Source organism: Pseudarthrobacter oxydans, assembly GCF_013314975.1.
Lineage (GTDB): Bacteria > Actinomycetota > Actinomycetes > Actinomycetales > Micrococcaceae > Arthrobacter > Arthrobacter oxydans.
The window spans coordinates 110,567-128,106 of record NZ_JABTYH010000003.1 but is presented as its reverse complement, the minus strand read 5'-3'; the positions used below and the strand labels follow the sequence as shown (position 1 = coordinate 128,106).

At 67.1% G+C, this 17,540-nt stretch carries 16 protein-coding genes; all 16 read right to left on the bottom strand.

Translation table 11 applies throughout. From position 1 onward, the window contains the following. Positions 1 to 14: 14 nt before the first annotated feature. The 16 genes from HTS88_RS03435 to HTS88_RS03360 all read right to left on the bottom strand — a co-directional run bounded on the left by HTS88_RS03435 (position 15) and on the right by HTS88_RS03360 (position 17,378). Complete coding sequence (locus HTS88_RS03435; protein ID WP_174175495.1) at positions 15 to 959, bottom strand: N-acetyltransferase; 945 nt, start codon at positions 957 to 959, stop codon at positions 15 to 17. Positions 960 to 1,115: 156 nt separating this feature from the next. Then, positions 1,116 to 2,597, bottom strand: coding sequence for an NAD(P)/FAD-dependent oxidoreductase (locus HTS88_RS03430; RefSeq protein ID WP_174175493.1), 1,482 nt, complete (start codon positions 2,595 to 2,597; stop codon positions 1,116 to 1,118). A gap of 59 nt (positions 2,598 to 2,656) precedes the next feature. Then, positions 2,657 to 4,054 (bottom strand): S8 family serine peptidase, encoded by a 1,398-nt coding sequence (locus tag HTS88_RS03425; RefSeq protein ID WP_174175491.1) that lies wholly within the window; start codon positions 4,052 to 4,054, stop codon positions 2,657 to 2,659. A gap of 4 nt (positions 4,055 to 4,058) precedes the next feature. Continuing rightward, positions 4,059 to 5,006 (bottom strand): Ppx/GppA phosphatase family protein, encoded by a 948-nt coding sequence (locus HTS88_RS03420; protein ID WP_174175489.1) that lies wholly within the window; start codon positions 5,004 to 5,006, stop codon positions 4,059 to 4,061. After that, positions 5,003 to 5,674, bottom strand: coding sequence for a DUF501 domain-containing protein (locus HTS88_RS03415; protein ID WP_174175487.1), 672 nt, complete (start codon positions 5,672 to 5,674; stop codon positions 5,003 to 5,005). The genes HTS88_RS03420 and HTS88_RS03415 overlap by 4 nt, the downstream gene beginning before the upstream one ends. 28 nt (positions 5,675 to 5,702) lie before the next feature. Next, positions 5,703 to 6,389, bottom strand: a complete 687-nt coding sequence (locus HTS88_RS03410; protein ID WP_174175484.1) for an FtsB family cell division protein — start codon at positions 6,387 to 6,389, stop codon at positions 5,703 to 5,705. Positions 6,390 to 6,528: 139 nt separating this feature from the next. After that, positions 6,529 to 7,809: a phosphopyruvate hydratase gene (eno, locus tag HTS88_RS03405; RefSeq protein WP_104185398.1), complete on the bottom strand. Its 1,281-nt coding sequence runs from the start codon at positions 7,807 to 7,809 to the stop codon at positions 6,529 to 6,531. Positions 7,810 to 7,942: 133 nt separating this feature from the next. Next, the gene (locus HTS88_RS03400; protein WP_377086270.1) at positions 7,943 to 8,668 is read right to left on the bottom strand and encodes a MazG nucleotide pyrophosphohydrolase domain-containing protein; all 726 of its coding nucleotides are present in this window, start codon (positions 8,666 to 8,668) and stop codon (positions 7,943 to 7,945) included. Then, positions 8,661 to 9,791 carry an adenosine deaminase gene (locus tag HTS88_RS03395; protein WP_174175482.1) on the bottom strand — a complete coding sequence of 377 codons (1,131 nt, stop codon included), beginning with the start codon at positions 9,789 to 9,791 and terminating at the stop codon, positions 8,661 to 8,663. The genes HTS88_RS03400 and HTS88_RS03395 overlap by 8 nt, the downstream gene beginning before the upstream one ends. A gap of 39 nt (positions 9,792 to 9,830) precedes the next feature. Beyond that, a complete protein-coding gene (locus HTS88_RS03390) occupies positions 9,831 to 10,559 on the bottom strand; it encodes a DedA family protein (protein WP_174175480.1) in 729 nt (242 codons plus the stop codon). A 123-nt stretch (positions 10,560 to 10,682) separates the two neighbouring features. After that, positions 10,683 to 11,312 carry a DedA family protein gene (locus HTS88_RS03385; protein ID WP_174175478.1) on the bottom strand — a complete coding sequence of 210 codons (630 nt, stop codon included), beginning with the start codon at positions 11,310 to 11,312 and terminating at the stop codon, positions 10,683 to 10,685. Between the two features lie 6 nt (positions 11,313 to 11,318). Further along, positions 11,319 to 12,662, bottom strand: coding sequence for a thymidine phosphorylase (locus HTS88_RS03380; protein WP_343044873.1), 1,344 nt, complete (start codon positions 12,660 to 12,662; stop codon positions 11,319 to 11,321). Then, complete coding sequence (locus HTS88_RS03375; protein ID WP_281358977.1) at positions 12,659 to 13,120, bottom strand: cytidine deaminase; 462 nt, start codon at positions 13,118 to 13,120, stop codon at positions 12,659 to 12,661. Before HTS88_RS03375 ends, HTS88_RS03380 begins: the two co-directional genes overlap by 4 nt. Beyond that, positions 13,107 to 14,432, bottom strand: coding sequence for an ABC transporter permease (locus HTS88_RS03370; RefSeq protein ID WP_174175476.1), 1,326 nt, complete (start codon positions 14,430 to 14,432; stop codon positions 13,107 to 13,109). Before HTS88_RS03370 ends, HTS88_RS03375 begins: the two co-directional genes overlap by 14 nt. Further along, entirely contained in the window at positions 14,429 to 15,802 is a 1,374-nt protein-coding gene (locus tag HTS88_RS03365) for an ABC transporter permease (protein WP_174175474.1), read from the bottom strand. The genes HTS88_RS03370 and HTS88_RS03365 overlap by 4 nt, the downstream gene beginning before the upstream one ends. Next, positions 15,795 to 17,378, bottom strand: coding sequence for an ABC transporter ATP-binding protein (locus tag HTS88_RS03360; protein ID WP_174175472.1), 1,584 nt, complete (start codon positions 17,376 to 17,378; stop codon positions 15,795 to 15,797). The genes HTS88_RS03365 and HTS88_RS03360 overlap by 8 nt, the downstream gene beginning before the upstream one ends. Positions 17,379 to 17,540 lie beyond the last annotated feature (162 nt).

Here is a 17,540-nt window from a genome sequence, read left to right as displayed (position 1 = left end):
TCAATGGTATCCCGTCAGGTGAGTGCGAAGGGTTCGGCATACCGGAAGGTGCCGTGGACGCCGCCGGGCCAGAGCGCCAGGGGCAGCAGCTGGAAGTAGTCGCCGCACGCCTCGTCAGGCGGAAGAACCCCCAGCGAAGTGGCAGGCACAAAACCAAAACGCGAGTAATACTCGGGGCTGCCCATAAGGGCAATGCCGCTCTCCCCCGCCGCGTTCGCCCGATGGATGGTCTCCTTCATAAGCGCCGACCCGACACCGTGCCGCTGGTGCCTGGGCGTGACGGCGAGGGGACCCAGGCCCAGCAGCCCATGGTCGCCCACCCAGCCACGGGTACTGATGACGTGGCCCACCACTTCGCCGTCCAGGACGGCCACCAGGCTGAATTCGGGCAGGTACTCCTTGGACTCGAAGAGGCCTCGGAGCACTCTCACCTCCACAGGTTCGCCCTCCGCCTTCAGGCCGGTGGCCGGGGAGACCGCGAAGGCGTCGGCCGTCAGGGCCAGGATGGCCGCGCGGTCCTCGGGCGCCTCGCTGCGCACCAGCAACTCGGGCCGTGGCACCTGCCTGCTGCCTGCGGACAGCCCGGCCAGGACCTCCAGGGCCCGTGGCGCGTCAGCGACCGGAACCAGCAGATGGTCGTGGTGGAAGCCGGCGAGCACGTTGCAGCTGATCCTGGCCTCGGCAAGCGCCTTGCTGACGGCGGCCGTCAGGCCTACCGCCTCCAGCGCGGAGTGGACCTCCAGGGTGATCCAGGCGCCCACGAAGTCGTAGCCAAGGCCTTCCCTGTCAGCCACCGCCCGGGGCAACACCACCGTCAGGCCCTCGGCCTCGCGGACCGCTGCCTCGACGCCCGGCACCAGCGGCCTTCCCTCCGGCCAGACGGCATAGACATATTCGCCGCCCCGCTGCACCGGATGCATCGCGGCCAGCAGCGCCTCAAGGTCTTTTTCGCCAGTCATGGTGCCAGTCTAGAAGGCCGCAACCGGCGTTGGCGGGCAGCGCCGCGGCGGGATGCACTTGGTGGAGACGCACGCGTCCGGGGGACGCCAACGGCGGCTGCCCCGCACAGGGGACAGCCGCCGTCGTCAATTGCAGCGCAGGGGGCGTACAGCCCTTTACTTGGCCTTCGCCGAGACCGTTTCCTTGGCCTCGGCAGCGGCCGGGGAGACCGCCGAGGAACCGGAACCGCTGCCCGCGGGGGCCGGCGCCGGAGCGGCAGCCGGCTTGGGGGCCGGGGTGGCTGCCGCGACGAACGCGCCGCGCGGGTTGTCCAGGTCCATCAGCTGCGTGGTGTCGCGGCCGGTGAAGAAGCTGATGATCCAGTTGAAGATCACGCGGAACTTGCGCTCGAAGGTGGGCATCGCCATGCCGTGGTAGCCGCGGTGTGCCAGCCAGGCGAGTGCACCCTTGAGGCCGATGCTGCCCACCAGGTTGATGTTGGCAACGCCCTTCCACTGGCCGAAGCCGGCCACTGCGCCCAGGTTCTTGTGCTTGTAATCCTTCAGCGGCTTGTCCCAGCGGGAGGCCCACAGGTTCTTGGCGAGGCGCTTGGCCTGGCGGAGCGCGTGCTGGGCGTTGGGGACGCAGGTCCCGTCCGGGAGGCCCTTGCCGGTCAGGTCGGGAACCGCGGCGACGTCGCCGGCTGCCCAGGCGTTGTCGATGATGCCTTCGTCGCCGGCAACCCGGAGGTCCGGCAGGACGCGGACGCGGCCGCGGGGCTCCAGCGGGAAGTCGGTGGAGCGGACCATGGGGTTGGCCTGCACGCCGGCGGTCCACACGAGGGTGTCCGTTTCGAACTCCTGCGCGGGGGTCTTGTCCGGAAGGTTGATGAGCTTCAGGCTGCCCTCGGCGTTGTCCAGGGACGTATTGAGGAGGACCTCAATGCCGCGGCTGCGGAGGTGCTCCACAACCCATTCCGCCTGCTTTGCGGTGACTTCCGGCATGATCCGGCCCATGGCCTCGACCAGGACGAAGCGGACTTCCTCCTGCTTGATGCGCGGGTTGTTCCGGACGGCGGCCCGGGCAAGGTCTTCCATTTCGGTGATGCACTCGATGCCGGCGAAGCCGCCGCCCACCACCACGAAGGTCAGGGCACGTGCACGGGCAGCCGGGTCGGTCATGGTGGAGGCGACCTCGATGCGCTCGAGGACCTTGTTGCGCAGCGCAACGGCTTCCTCGATGGTCTTCAGGCCAATGCCCTTGTCCGCAAGCCCCTTGATGGGGAAGGTGCGGGTGATGGCACCTGCAGCCATCACGACGTCAAAGTAGGGAACCTCGAAGTGTGCGCCGCCGTCAGCGGGGGCCACAACGGCTGTGCGGTTGGCGTGGTCGATCGAGGTGACGCGGCCCTGGATCAGTTCGGTCTGCTTGAGGTGCTGGCGGTGGGATACCACGGCGTGGCGGGCCTCGATGTTGCCGCCTGCTACCTCGGGGAGGAAGGGCTGGTACGTCATGTAGGGCAGTGGATCCACGAGGGTGACGATGCCACCGGCGTTCGCGATCTTCTTCTGCAGTTTGAGTGCTACGTACAGGCCGACGTACCCGCCGCCGACGACGAGTACCCTGGGACGGTCCTGGAGCTCTGGGGTGGTTGCCATGGGTTTAAGGATACAACAGTTTGTGAAAATCTTCACTAACTGGTTGGGACGCCCGCAGCCTAGGTTTTGGGGCCGGTTTCCACCGCCTCTGTGGCACCGGTATCTGCGTCCTCCCCGGGCAGCGCAGGGTTCCTGGCGGCCCGCCGCAGCTGGACTGCTGCCGCCCCGACGATGGCGACGAAGAGCACACCAAAACCGATGACCACGGAGGCGCCAATGGCGCTGTCGCGCTGGGACGGCGGCTCCGCTGCCGGCACCGTTGCTTCCGGCAGCGTGGGAACAGCGCTGGGGACGTCCGTGGTGGGCAGCGGGGCGGGAGTGGCGAGGTTCCCCCTGCGGTGCACCCGGATCCATTCGGCGATGGAACCCAGCGGGTTGCCGGCAGCCTCCGGGACCGTGTCTTTCAGGGCTGCCTCGGCGTTCAGCACGCCAAAGCCGTACAGCGGGTCCTTGCCGGGGGCGCCGGCATCCTTGGCCGTTGAGACAATGCGGTTGATGACCTGCTCCGCGCTCATGGACGGCCACTTGGAGCGGATGAGCGCAGCCACGCCCGCGACAATCGGAGTGCTGCCGGAGGTGCCTGCCCATTCGGCGTAGCCACCGCCGGGAAGGCCGCCGAGCAGGTTCTCTGCCGGCGCAGCCACGCCGATGCTGATGCCCTGGGAGGACGCGTCGACGCTTGCCGCACCTTGGCGGTCCAGCCCGGCAACGGTGAGGACGCCGGGGATGGTGGCCGGAGCCCCCACCTGGATATTGCCGCCCACCCGGTTTCCGGCGGCAGCAACGATGACCACATCCTTCTGCTCCGCGTACAGGAACGCCGCATCCCAGCTCTGCGGCCACTGCGGAGTGGTGCTGCCCAGGGAGATGTTGATGACCCTGGCGCCGTTGTCCACGGCCCAGCGGACGGCTTCGGGGATCTGGTCCTGGTCGCTCTTGCCCGAGGGGTTGGTTGAGCCCAGCCAGGTGGACACGGAGAGGATCTGGGCTTCCGGGGCAACACCCACGATGCCATCGGGCGCCGGGTTGGCGGGGGCGGCCGTGGGGCTGGCGCTGGGACTCGGGCTGGGGCTGGCCGGCTGGTGGCCGCGTCCTGCCAGCATGGTGGCCACGAGGGTGCCGTGTTCCGGCTTGATGCCCACTCCCTGTTGCCCGTCCGGCCGGCCCGAACCGGACGCGTCATAGCCCCCGGCCACTGCGCCTTTCAGGTCCGGGTGCTCCGCGTCCACACCGCTGTCGATGACGGCCACCTTGACGCCCGCGCCCTTGGAAACCTCCCAGGCCTTGGTGATGCCGGACTCGGCAAGCCAGTACTGCTTGTCCCGCCACTCATCCGCCTGCGCGGCGGGGGCGGAGCAGAGGCCAAAGCCCAGACAGGACGCCGCAAGGACCAGCACCAGCAGAGCTGAGGCTGCGGCGCGGGGCAGGCGGGCGGTGCGTGAAATGGCGGGGTGCATCCGGTCAGCCGATGCTCAGGGCGATGCCGTCGAGGATGTCGTGCTCGCTGGCGGTGGCCGTGGTGATGCGGCCGCCGGTGAGCTCGCCCAGTTGTTCAAGGATGCGCCGCCACACGAGCCCGCCGGCGCCGATGACGTCCACCCGGCCGGGGTGCATGTAGGGTAGGGCGGCGCGCCGGTCCCTGGGCATTTCCAGGAGGCCGGTGGAGGCGGCACGAACGGTGTCCAGGGGCAGTTCGGCGCCATGGATCGCTTCGGGCACGTATTCGGCCAGTCCGAGCGCATGCGCGGTGATGGTGGTGATGGAACCGGCAACACCGACGACGGCGGTGGCGCGTTCCAGCGGAACGTCCTGGCGGGCGCGGGCGATGGCTGCGTCCACGTCGGCTTCCGCCGCTGCTATCTGCTGGGCGGTGGGCGGATCGTCCCGGAGGTGCCGTTCGGTCAGCCGGACGCATCCGATGTCCACGGACTTAGCCGCCGTGACCCCGCTGGCCGTGCCCAGCACGAATTCGGTGCTGCCGCCGCCCAGGTCCACCACCAGCACTTCCTGGCCATCCAGGATGGGGAGGACGCTGCTGGCGCCGGCGAAGGACAGTGCTGCTTCCTCGTCGCCTGAAATCACTTCAGGTTCCACGCCGAGAAGGTTCCGGATTCCGTCCACGAAATCGTCCCGGTTCCGTGCATCCCGGCTGGCCGACGTTGCCACGAAGCGCACCTTCTCAGCTCCATGGTCCCGGATCAGCTGCGCATAGTCAGCGGTGGCGGCGAAGGTGCGTTCGAGGGCCTCCGGCGCGAGCTCCCCCGTGGCGTCCACTCCCTGGCCCAGCCGGACCACGCGCATCTCGCGCACCACATCCTGGAGTGCGGTGGCTCCATTGCTGCGTTCGATGTCTGCGATCAGGAGGCGGATGGAGTTGGTGCCGCAGTCGATGGCTGCAACGCGCGTCATTCCGGGGCCTCCGCGGTGGCTGCGGATTTCCGGACGGGGGCGGGCCGGCCGACGATGTCCGGCAGTCCCTGCGGTCCATGGCGGCTGAGGTCCCGCGAAGGGGCTTCACCGGCGGTGTCCCAGGCTCCCTCGCAGTAGCACCTGTCAGCGGTCCACCATTCCTTGATCCGGTCCAGGCCTTCATCGCCCAGGGGGTTTACCCCCGGGCCGGCGGCCAGCGAATGGCCCACCAGGACATGCAGGCATTTGACGCGGGTGGGCATGCCCCCGGCAGATATGCCGTCGATCTCGGGGACCGCCCCGATCCCGGACCGTTCGCCGATGGCATTGCGGGCTGCCAGGTAGGCGTCGTGTGCCGAGCGGTAGGCCGCAGACAAGTCCTCATCGGCCGCCAGCTGGTCATTCATCTCGTTCATGACGCCCGCGGCCTCAAGCCGCGAAACCGCTGAGGTGATGACCGGATGGGTTAGGTAGAAAGTAGTGGGGAACGGTGTCCCATTACTGAGGCGCGGAGCGGTGGCGGCCACCAGCGGATTGCCGCAGATGCAGCGTGCAGGAATCTCCACCACGTCACGGACCGGCCGTCCCAGCTGGCGGCTCAGTACTTCAAGGTCGTGTGCTGATGGCTGGCGGGATTCGTCCCGGGCGGCTGCCGTGTTGTGTTCCACTGTGGCGGGCCGTCCTTCCTGTTGCGGTTCAGTCTGTAGCCGCGCGCGTGATGGACTCCCACAGGGAATCCACCCACGGCAGATCGGCGGGGTCTTGTGCTGCTGCACCGGGCTGGCTGCTGGTCTCTCCGGCCGGCAGGTCGCTGCCGAAAACCCAGTAGCCGGTTTCTCCCGGCATAACCATGTTAATGCGGTCGCGTGCCTGCTGTTTCACGTAGTTGGGGTCCTGCCAGCGGGAAACCTGCTGCCGGAGGGCGTCGCCCTCGGCCTGGCGGGCGGCGATGTCGGCGTTCAGCGCGTCGATCTCAGCCTTCTTGTCGAAGAAAATCTTGACTGTGGGCGCGAGCATGATGGTGATGGCAACCATCACCACGGCCAGTGCGAGCATCCGTCCGGAGAACGCCTTGGCCGGAACGGGCTGCTGGTCTTCCGGTGCTTCGTCTGCGTCTTTGGTGCCGTCACGTGGTGCCGTGCCTGGGGTGGCGCTGCTCCCCTTGCGGCGGGCTGCCTGCCCGGCGTCCTTGCGGCCGTGCGGCTCCCGGCGTCCTGCCGGTGATGCGGCTGACGGCACACCGGCGGATTCCCGTGGTGTCCCCGCAGAGCCGGAGTCCTTGCCCGGGCCGAAGTCTGCGCGGATGACGTCCGCGCCGTCGGAAGCTTCCTGTGCGGAACGGGCTGGGGCAACCTTGGGGACTTTGGGACGGCGGGTAGCCATGACACTCCTGAAACACGCAGCCTGCCTGGGCCGCCACTATCGGGGCTGGAACACGTACTGCTATGACACGTGCTGCTGAAACAGCAACGGTGGCTATGGTCTTTCAACCATAGCCACCGCTGATTGTTTTACGCGGCTACTAGCCCTTGAAACGCGGGAAGGCAGCGCGGCCGGCGTAGCGTGCGGCGTCGTCGAGTTCCTCTTCGATGCGCAGCAGCTGGTTGTACTTGGCGACGCGCTCGGAGCGGGCCGGAGCGCCGGTCTTGATCTGGCCGGCGTTGGTGGCCACCGAAATGTCGGCGATGGTGGTGTCCTCGGTTTCGCCGGAGCGGTGCGAGGTGATGGTGGTGTAGCCGGCACGCTGGGCCAGGCTGACGGCATCCAGCGTCTCGGTCAACGAGCCGATCTGGTTGACCTTGACCAGCAGCGAGTTGGCGGTCTTGGTATCGATGCCGCGCTGCAGGATGGAGGGGTTGGTGACGAACAGGTCATCGCCAACGAGCTGGACCTTGTCACCGATGGAATCGGTGAGGGTCTTCCAGCCATCCCAGTCGTTCTCGTCCAGCGGGTCCTCGATGGACACCAGCGGGTAATCGGCCACGAGCTCGGCGTAGTAGGCGCTCATCTCGGCCGACGTCAGGGACTTGCCTTCGAACTGGTAGGCACCGTCGGTGAAGAACTCGGAGGAGGCAACGTCCAGGGCCAGTGCAATGTCCTTGCCCGGGGTGTAGCCGGCGTTCTTGATGGCTTCCTGGATCAGGTCCAGTGCCGCACGGTTGGACGGCAGGTTCGGCGCGAAGCCGCCTTCGTCGCCCAGTCCGGTGGCCAGGCCCTTTTCCTTGAGGACGGACTTGAGGGCGTGGTAGACCTCAACGCCCCAGCGGAGGCCCTCGGAGAAGGTCTCGGCACCCAGCGGGACAACCATGAATTCCTGGATGTCGACGTCGGAATCGGCGTGGCTGCCACCGTTGAGGATGTTCATCAGCGGGACGGGCAGGACGTGGGCGTTCGGGCCGCCGAGGTACTTGTACAGCGGCAGGTCGGCGGAGGCGGCGGCTGCGTTGGCCACGGCCAGGGACACGCCCAGGATGGCGTTGGCGCCCAATTTGCCCTTGTTCGGGGTGCCGTCCAGGTCCAGCATGGCCTGGTCGATGCTGCGCTGGTCGGTGGCGTCGAACCCGGTCAGGGCCGGAGCGATCTGGTCGATGATCGCGTCAACGGCCTTCTGGACACCCTTGCCGAGGTAACGGCCCTTGTCGCCGTCGCGCAGTTCAACGGCCTCGTGCTCGCCGGTGGAAGCACCGGAGGGAACTGCTGCGCGGCCGATCTGGCCGTCGGAGAGCAGGACCTCAACTTCTACGGTCGGGTTGCCACGGGAATCGAGGATCTCGCGGGCGTGGATGGCATCGATAAGCGCCATGAATTTGCTCCTTATGGGCGATTAACGGGGGGATCTAACAGAAAGACTCGACGTACTCGTCACAGACCAGCGTAGTCGAGAGTGGTCCGGGTTACGGAAACCTATCCAGCGCCCGGACGTCATGATGGCGCGGCTATCCCTGGTGGTGCTGCTGGGGGACGCGCTGCTGGTAGCGCCGGACGGCGCCGCGCAGGGCACGCTCCGCATCGAATCCGCTGGTCCGGGCGGAATGCACGACGGCGAGCAGCAGCTCCCCGAGTTCTTCTTCCGTGCCGGGGATGGGAGCCTCAGGCGGCAGGGCTTCTCCGGCCCGTGCTGCCCGGTCGATGGATTTCTGTGCCCGGGCGAGCGCCGGGAGCGCCTGGGGAATCCCCGCGAAAGGGTCCCGCCGTCCAGGCCGTTCGGCCCGCTTCACGGCGTCCCACTTCTGCACGATCTCCTGGACCGTTGCGGGAAAGGTGTCCTGCAGTGAGCCGTCCCGGCGGAAGACATGGGGGTTCCGGCGGACCATTTTGGCACTCAGGCCGCGTGCGACGTCGTCGAACGTGAAAGCTCCACGTTCCTCGGCGAGCCGTGCGTGCAGCACCACCTGCAGCAGGACGTCGCCCAGCTCACCCAGCAGCTCGTCGTCGTCGATTCCCTGTACATCCACCGGCCCGGCCGCTTCCCGCACTCCGGCGGGCGCGGCGGCCTCGATCGTTTCGGCCACTTCAAAGGCCTCTTCGAGGAGGTACTCCACGAGGGATGCGTGGGTGAGCGCCCCCATCCAGGGGCAGTGCTCCCGCAGGGCAGCAATCACATAGAGAAGCTCCTGCACCTCCCCTGCCGGGATGCTGCCCGCGTCCGGCTGGCTAGCCAAGGTTGGCGTAGGCGTCGTTGATGTACTCCACCAGGGCTTCCTTTTCCTCAAGCGGAAGGAAGGAGGCCTCGGCGGCGTTGAGGGTCAGCTCCAGCAGGTCGTCGAGGTCATAGTCGAAGGTTTCCACCAGAAGGTCGAACTCGTCCGTCAACGTAACCCCGCTCATCAGCCGGTTGTCGGTGTTGATGGTGACGTTGAAGCCGAGCTGGTAGAGCATGTCCAGGGGGTGGCTCTCGATGCCCTCGCCGAAGCCGGCAATCGCCCCGGTCTGCAGGTTGGAGGACGGGCAGATTTCCAGGGCGATGCCGCGGTCCCGGATCCAGCTGGAGAGGTCGCCCAGGGTGACCAGGCCAACGGTGTCCTCGGCGTCGTCCTCGAACTCCACCATGATGTCCTCGGCGATCCGGACGCCGTGGCCCAGGCGGAGGGCGCGGCCGTCTACCAGCGCGGACTGGATGCTCTCCAGCCCGGCGGCCTCGCCGGCGTGGACCGTGGCGGGGAAGTTGTGCTGTGCAAGGTAGGTGAAGGCGTCGCGGAAGCGGGAGGGAAGGAAGCCGTCCTCGGCTCCGGCGATGTCGAACCCTACGGCACCCTTGTTGCGGTGGCGGACGGCAAGTTCGGCGATCTCCTGGCCACGGTCCGCGTGGCGCATGGCGGTGATGAGCTGGCCCACCTGGATTTCGCGTCCGCTCTCCCCCACGGCCTCGACGCCGGCTTCCAGGCCTTCCTGCACGGCCTCGACGGCCTCATCCAGTGAGAGGCCCTTCTGGAGGTGCTGCTCGGGCGCCCACCTCACCTCGCCGTACACCACGCCGTCGTCAGCGAGGTCCTCAACGAACTCCTTCGCCACGCGGTACAGGCCCTCGTGGGTCTGCATGACGGCGACGGTGTGGTCAAAGGTTTCGAGGTAGCGGACCAGTGAACCGGAGTTGGCGGATTCCCGGAACCACTCGCCCAGCGCAACGGGATCGGTGGAAGGCAGCGTGTGCCCCACGGCTTCCGCCAGCTCGATGATGGTGGCCGGGCGCAGTCCTCCGTCCAGGTGGTCGTGGAGGGAGACCTTGGGCAGGTTCTTCAGGTCGAAATCGATGGCAGGGGCAGCGTCAACAATGGGCTCAGTCACGTTCCCACCTTAGGGTGGGCAGGAGCCCAAAGCCAGCCGCTACTTGGCTGCCGGTTCGCCGTCCCCGGCCGCGGAAGCAAAGTGCGCCGCGCCGCCGTTCCCTGGGCTGCGGGCGCCGGCGGGGCCGCCGTCGAGCCACCCGTCGACCTCCTGCGCGTCGTTCCGGGCGAGGTGCTTGTGCCAGAGCCGGAGCACATGGTCCAGGAGGACGCCCAGCACGATGGCGAAAACCACCGCGATGCCGGCGCTGAGGAGCGGATTGTGGTGCAGCCATGGAAATGAACTGGCCAGGAGCCCGATGCCGATGGAGTAGCCCACCCAGGTGACGCAGGCGAAAGCGTCGAGCAGGAAGAAGCGGCGGTGCGGGAATCCCGTGCTGCCTGCCACGTAGTTGACGGCAACCCGGCCCCAGGGAATGTAACGGGCGGTGAAGATCAGCACGGCGCCGCGCTTGTCCAGCTCGTAGCGGGCCCAGCTGAAGGCCTTCTGCACTTTGGGGCGCCGCATCCATTTCCACCGTTTCAGGCCGATGCGCCTGCCGAGCATGAAGGCCATGTTGTCCCCGGCGATGGCTCCAACCAGGGCGGTGAAGCCCAGGATCCAGAGGTTCGGTTCACCGCTGTGCCGGGAAAAGGCCGCCAGGGCCACGATCAGGGTTTCGCTGGGAACCACCATGGCGAAGCCGTCAACGAAGAAGAACATGAGCAGGAGCGGGTAGATCCACCACTGACCCGCTGCATGGAGCACGGCCTCATTAATAAACTCCACGCGGGTCTTGCTCCTATGCAATTTGGCGTGGCCGTCAGTGGCCCAGCCAGGCGGAAATCGTTTCTAGTGTCCCATGGCCAGGGCGCCTTCGCTACGCCCCTGCCTGCTGGAACAACGCTTCACCTACGCTTCGGGTTCCTTCATCCGCTCCACCATTGGCGGCCGCCGCCGGACGCGGTTGATGACCAGGTCAACGACGATCCCCAGCGCCACCGCGCACACAATGGCGATGACCGCCCCCAGCAGGTGGTTGTCCTCGAACCATTGGCCGAAGAACAGCCCGATTCCCACCGAGTACCCGGCCCAGAGGGTTGCCGAAAGGATGGTCAGCCCCACGAAGCGCAGGTGCGGGTAGTGCGTTACGCCGGCGGTGAGGTTGACCGCCACCCTGCCGATCGGGACAAACCGCGCCACCAGGATCAGCGACGCCGGCCGCTTGCGCAGTTCCCTGCCGGCCCACCGGAAGGCGCTCTGCATCCTTGGCCCGCGCATCCACGCCCAGCGCCGGGTACCCACCCGGCGGCCAATCAGGTACGCGATGTTGTCACCCGAGAAGGCACCAAGGGCGGCCACCAGCATCAGCAGCCAGGGGTTTGGAACGTCGGCGGTGGCGGCGACTGCGGACAGGCCCACCACCACCGATTCGCTGGGAATGGGTGGAAAGAAGCCGTCAATGATGCAGCACGCAAGGACGACGAACAGCACCCACGGCTGTCCGGCGGCGGCAAGGATGAAGTCATTGATGGCCTGCATGGATCCCTATGCTATTCGGTCGATGATCAACCGCTGTGCCGGCCTGGATCCCTCCGGTGCAATGACGACTGCATGTTCCAGCGCTTCCCTGGCCCGCGCAAACCGGTCCGGGGTGTCCGTCAGCAGGGTCATCAGCGGCTCCCCCGCCCGGACCAGGGCCCCGGGCTTGGCGTGCATCCGGACTCCCGCGCCTGCCTGGACTGCGTCCTCCTTCCGGGCACGCCCGGCTCCGAGGCGCCAGGCTGCGACACCGACGGCGAGGGCGTCCAGTTCCACGAGCACCCCGTCCGCCGGGGCGTACACCACTTCGGACTCGCGGGCGGCGGGCAGCTTGGCCTTCGGGTCCCCGCCCTGCGCTTCGATCATCCGGTTCCAGACGTCCATGGCACGGCCGTCCTTGAGCGCGGCGGCGGGATCGGCGTCGGTAACTCCCGCACAGGCGAGCATCTCCTCAGCCAGCCGCACGGTCAGCTCCACGACGTCGCCAGGACCGCCGCCGGCCAGCACCTCCAGGGATTCCTCAACCTCGATGGCGTTGCCCGCCGTCAGTCCCAGCGGGGTGTCCATGTTGGTGAGCAACGCCACGGTGTTCACGCCCGCGTCCTTGCCAAGGGCCACCATGGTCTCGGCAAGCTCGCGCGCCCTGGCTTCATCCTTCATGAACGCGCCGCTGCCCACCTTGACGTCCAGGACCAGCGAGCCGGTCCCTTCGGCGATTTTCTTGCTCATGATGGACGAGGCGATCAGGGGGATGGCCTCCACCGTGCCGGTGACATCCCGCAGCGCGTAGAGCTTCTTGTCAGCGGGCGCCAGGCCGGCCCCGGCGGCGCAGATGACGGCGCCCACGTCCTGGAGCTGCGCCAGGATCTCGTCATTGCTGAGGGAAGCACGCCACCCCGGGATGGACTCGAGCTTGTCCAGCGTGCCCCCGGTGTGGCCAAGCCCCCGGCCAGAGAGCTGTGGAACAGCCACCCCGAAAACCGCCACCAGGGGCGCGAGCGGCAGGGTGATCTTGTCCCCCACACCGCCCGTTGAGTGCTTGTCCGACGTGTACTTCAGGCCGCCGTCGGGCCTGCGCAGGCTGGAGAAGTCCATCCGCTCGCCGGAGGCGATCATCGCCGCCGTCCAGCGGGCAATCTCCGTGCGGTTCATGCCGTTGAGCAGGATGGCCATGTTCAGGGCCGCCATCTGCTCGTCGGCGATCGCACCGCGGGTATAGGCGTCGATGGTCCAGTCGATCTGTTCCGGGCTGAGGACACCTTTGTCCCGCTTTACGCGGATGATGTCGACGGCGTCGAACGGTTCGGCAAGGTTGTCCACTGCGTGGGTCTGTGCCCCCTTGTCAGTCACGGTGTTTCCTCCAGGTGTTGGGGACCAAAGGCGTCGGGCAACACCTGGTCCATCGTCTTGATGCCTTGGGTGGTCATGAGCTCCATGTCCGGAGCGCGGAACTCGTACAGCAACTGGCGGCAGCGTCCGCAGGGCATCAGGATGTTGCCGTCCCCGTCCACGCAGTAGAACGCCCGGAGCAGTCCGCCGCCGGTCATGTGCAGGTTGCCCACCAGCGCGCACTCGGCGCACAGGGTGAGGCCGTAGCTGGCGTTCTCCACGTTGCAGCCGCTGACCAGGCGGCCGTCGCCGGTAAGGGCCGCGGCGCCCACCGGGAACTTCGAATAGGGGACGTAGGCGTGGCGCATCGCCGCGACGGCGGCCGCCTTCAGGGCCTCCCAGTCAACCGGCCGGGCCGCGCCGACATCTGCGGCACCGCCCACGCCTGCGGGCACGTCCACGCCGTCAGCCCTTGACATACGGAATGCCGCTGGCCGCGGGTCCCCTGGACTTGCCCACCAGCCCCGCCACCGCCAGGACCGTTACCAGGTACGGGAGCATGGCCATGAACTGGCTGGGAACCGGTGTGCCGATGATGGTGACGATGCTCTGCAGGTTGTCCGCGAATCCGAACAGCAGCGCGGCGAAGAAGGCCCCGATCGGGTTCCACCGGCCGAAGATCAGGGCAGCCAGGGCAATAAAGCCGCGGCCGCCGGAGATCTCCTTGGTGAAGCTGTCGATGGCCACCAGGGTGAAGAAGGACCCGCCGATGCCGGCCACTGCCCCGCCCAGGGTGACGTTCCAGAACCTGGTGGCGTTCACGTTGATGCCCAGGGTGTCCGCGGCCTGCGGGTGCTCGCCGACAGCCCGCACGCGGAGTCCCCACCGGGTCTTGAAGAGGCCTACCCAGACCACCAGGACGGCGATGTACATCAGGTAGCCCACCAGGGACTGGCGGAACAGGATGGGACCGATGACCGGGATGCTGGACAGGACGGGAATCTCGATGATGTCCAGCCCTGGCGGGGAGTTGAACTGGGCCTTGTTGGCCTGCATCACGGTGCTGAACAGGAAGCCTGTCACACCGGAGACCAGCACGTTCAGGACCACGCCGACGATGATCTGGTTGACCAGGTACTTGATGCTGAACAGTGCCAGCACCATGGAGACCGCGGCACCGGCCACGGCTGCGGCCAGCAGCCCGATAAAGGGGTTCTGCGTCATGCTGGCCACGATCGCGGCGGTGAACGCTCCGCCCAGCAGCTGGCCCTCGATGGCGATGTTCACCACGCCCACCCGTTCGCACAGGACGCCGGACAGTGATCCGAACACCAGCGGAACGGCCAGGGTAACGGAGCCGGCGATGAGCCCGGCCAGGGAGATGCTGGGCGTCCGGGCGCCGCCCACCACCCAGATGAGGAACGCGACCACGAACAGGACGATGAACGCCACGGTGAGCCAGCCCGGGACGGGCTTGTCCCTGGTCTTGAGGTAGATGGCGTAGGCCGCCAGTCCCAGCAGGAGGATGGACAGCATCAGGCCGCCGGCGAAGGCGTTCACCTGGATGGCCGGCAGCTGGAAGAAGTCGCTGCCCGTGGAGATCCCGAAGCTTGCAGTCTGGTTGGGTGCGAGCAGCCCGAAGAACACAAGTGAGATCAGCGCGAAGGCGGCCAAGAACACCGGCGTCTTCCAGCCCACGGGCTTGGCGGAGACAGTGGCGGCGGCAGCATCCTTGCCGGCGTTTCCGGGCTGCGGGTTGCCGGGCCTGGATGAGGATACTGTCGTGCTCATGCTGCACCTCCGGTGGTTGCTGCCTCGCGGGACTTGGCCGGGCGGGCGGGCTTCCGGCGGCGGGGGTTCAGGCCAAAGATGGCCCGGACCAGCGGCGGCGCCGCAATAAACAGGACAATCAGGGACTGGACCACCAGGACAATGTCGATGGGGGTTCCGGTCTGGATCTGCATCTGGACAGCTCCGGCGCGGAAGGCGCCGAACAGCAGGCCGGCCGCGAAAGTGCCCCACGGCGACGAGCGCCCCAGCAGGGCAACCGTGATGGCGTCAAAGCCGTAGGTGGCGGCCACACCGTCGGTAAGGACCTTCTCCGTACCCGCCACCTGCGCCACGCCGGACATGCCGGCCAGGCCCCCCGCAAGGGCCATGACCAGGATGGTGGAGCGGGACACGTTGATACCTGCAGTCTGCGCTGCCTTGGGGTTTGCCCCCACGGCACGGAACTCGAAGCCCACCGTGGAGCGGTTCAGGAGCCACCACACCAGGACGGTGGCAGCTATGGCAAGGAGGAAGCCAAGGTGGAGCCGGTACTGGCTGCCGAAGATCTGCGGATAAACGGCAGTGGGATCCAGGATGGGCGAGATGGGGTTCGACTCCCCCGGCCGCTGGAAGGCCGGAGTGTTCAGGAGGTACCGCAGGAAATACAGTGCGATGTAATTGAACATGATGGTCAGGATGACCTCATGGGCACCGGTCCGGGCCTTGAGAACACCCACCAGTCCGCCCCAGAAGGCACCGCCGATGATCCCCGCCACCAGGACCAGGAGCAGGTGCAGGCCCATCGGCAGGTCGAGCGCGAACCCAACCCAGGCGGCCAGGATGCCGGCCACGATGATCTGGCCCTGCGCGCCGATATTGAAAAGGCCTGCCCGGAATGCCAGGGCAACGCCCAGGCCGGCCGTGATGAGTGGCGTGGCGATGGTGAGGGTTTCCATGAAGGGCGCGAACTGGGCTGCCAGCCCGTTCCCCCGGGGGTTGAAGACCGAGCCCTGGAACAGGGCAATGTAGGACCGTGTTGCCGCGTTCCAGACGGCCGCCAGGAAATCGGTGGGCCGGGCAAAGAAGTACGTGGCCGTGGTGGCCACCTGCTTGTCCGTGCTGGCGATGAGCAGCCCGCCGATGATCAGGGCCAGCAGGACCGCAAGAACCGAGACCATGCCGCTGCCGGTGAAGATTTTCCGGAGCAGGGTGTCGGGACCGCCCGGGAGCTGGCCGCTCTGGGCGGTAGCAGGGACGGCCGACGGTTCCATGGCGCCGCCGGCGGTATCAACGGATACGATTGCGGCGGTTTCCTCCGCCGCGGGGGTTGGCTGCTGCGCCCGCCCGGCGGGCTCGCCCTCCGCGTGTTGGGGTGGCTGCTTTTCAGACATGGTCGCCTCCTTCGGCGTCGGAGGTGCTGGTGGTGGTGTCCGCGGCCTCTGCCGCCTGGGTGGTGTGGACATGTTCCTCCGGCGGGATGCCGGCCATCATGAGGCCCAGGACGTCGCGGCTGGTGCCTGCCGGGACCACGCCCACGAGTTTGCCCTTGTAAAGCACGGCGATCCGGTCAGCCAGTTCCATGACCTCGTCCAGTTCGGTGGAGATGATCATCACCGGCGTGCCCTGGTCCCGTTCGGCAACAATCCGCTTGTGCAGGAATTCGATGGACCCCACGTCCACGCCGCGGGTGGGCTGGGAGGCAATGAAGAGGCGCAGCGGGCGGGACAGCTCGCGGGCCATCACCACTTTCTGCTGGTTGCCGCCGGACAGTGTTCCGGCGGCAAGTGCACCCGACGGGGTTCGGACGTCGAACTCTTCGATCCGGCTCTTGGCATTCTCCAGCACCCTGGCCGGGCTCATGCTGATGCCCCTGGCGAAGGGCGCCTGATCGTACCGGTCCAGGATCAGGTTCTCGGCGATGGAGAAGGTGCCGATCAGGCCGTCAACGGAGCGGTCTTCGGGGACAAAGCCGACGCCGGCGTTCAGCACCTCCTTGACGCTGCGGCCCAGGAGTTCCTGCCCGTCCAGCAGGATGGACCCGTGGACGCGTTCCTGGAGGCCGAGGATCGCCTCGGTCAGTTCGGTCTGGCCGTTGCCCTGGACGCCGGCTACCGCAAGGATTTCTCCGCGGGCAATGTCAAAGCTGAGTCCGTCCACGACGTGCTGGCCATTGGGGGCGATGACGGTAAGGTTCCGGACCTCGAACGTCTTTTCCTTGGGCTGCGCCGGGGCCTTGTCCAGGGTGAGGCTGACGGCGCGGCCAACCATCATGGACGCCAGTTCGGTGGTGGAAGCAGCCGGTTCAGCCGTCCCTACCACCTTGCCGCGCCGGATCACGGTGATGGTGTCCGAGACTGCCTTGACTTCCCGCAGCTTGTGCGAAATGAACACGATGGACGTCCCGCCGGACTTGAGCTGCCGCATGATGTCCAGCAGTTCGTCGGTTTCCTGGGGTGTCAGGACCGCGGTGGGTTCGTCCAGGATGAGGACCTGGGCGTCGCGGACCAGCGCCTTGATGATTTCCACCCGCTGCTGGACGCCCACGGGCAGGTCCTCCACCAGGGCATCGGGGTCGACGTCGAAGCCGTATTGATCGGAGATCTCCTTGATCCGGCGGCGCGTCTCGTCGAGGTTGAGGAACCCGGCGGCCTTGGTGGGCTCCGCGCCGAGCGCCACGTTCTCCGCGACGGTGAAGACGGGGACCAGCATGAAGTGCTGGTGGACCATGCCGATGCCTGCCTCCATGGCGTCACCGGGGCCGCGGAAGGAGACGGGCTTGCCGTCAACGAGGATTTCGCCCTCGGACGGTTCGTAAAGGCCGTACAGCACATTCATGAGGGTGGATTTGCCAGCCCCGTTTTCACCCAGGAGACAGTGGATCTGTCCGGGCTCAACCACCACGTCGATGTGGTCGTTGGCAAGCAAGGTGCCGAAGCGTTTAGTGATCCCTCTGAGTTCAAGTTTCAAAACTCTGACCAATCTCGAAGCGTCCGGTGATCGACCGGACGGGATATGTGGCTGCAGAACCAGCCTAGTGGGTGCAGTCCTGGTATACGCGGGCTGCGGTCCGGTGCGGGGCAGCCAGCAAAAAGCGCCACCGCCCGGCCAGTCGGTGACCGGCCGGGGGTG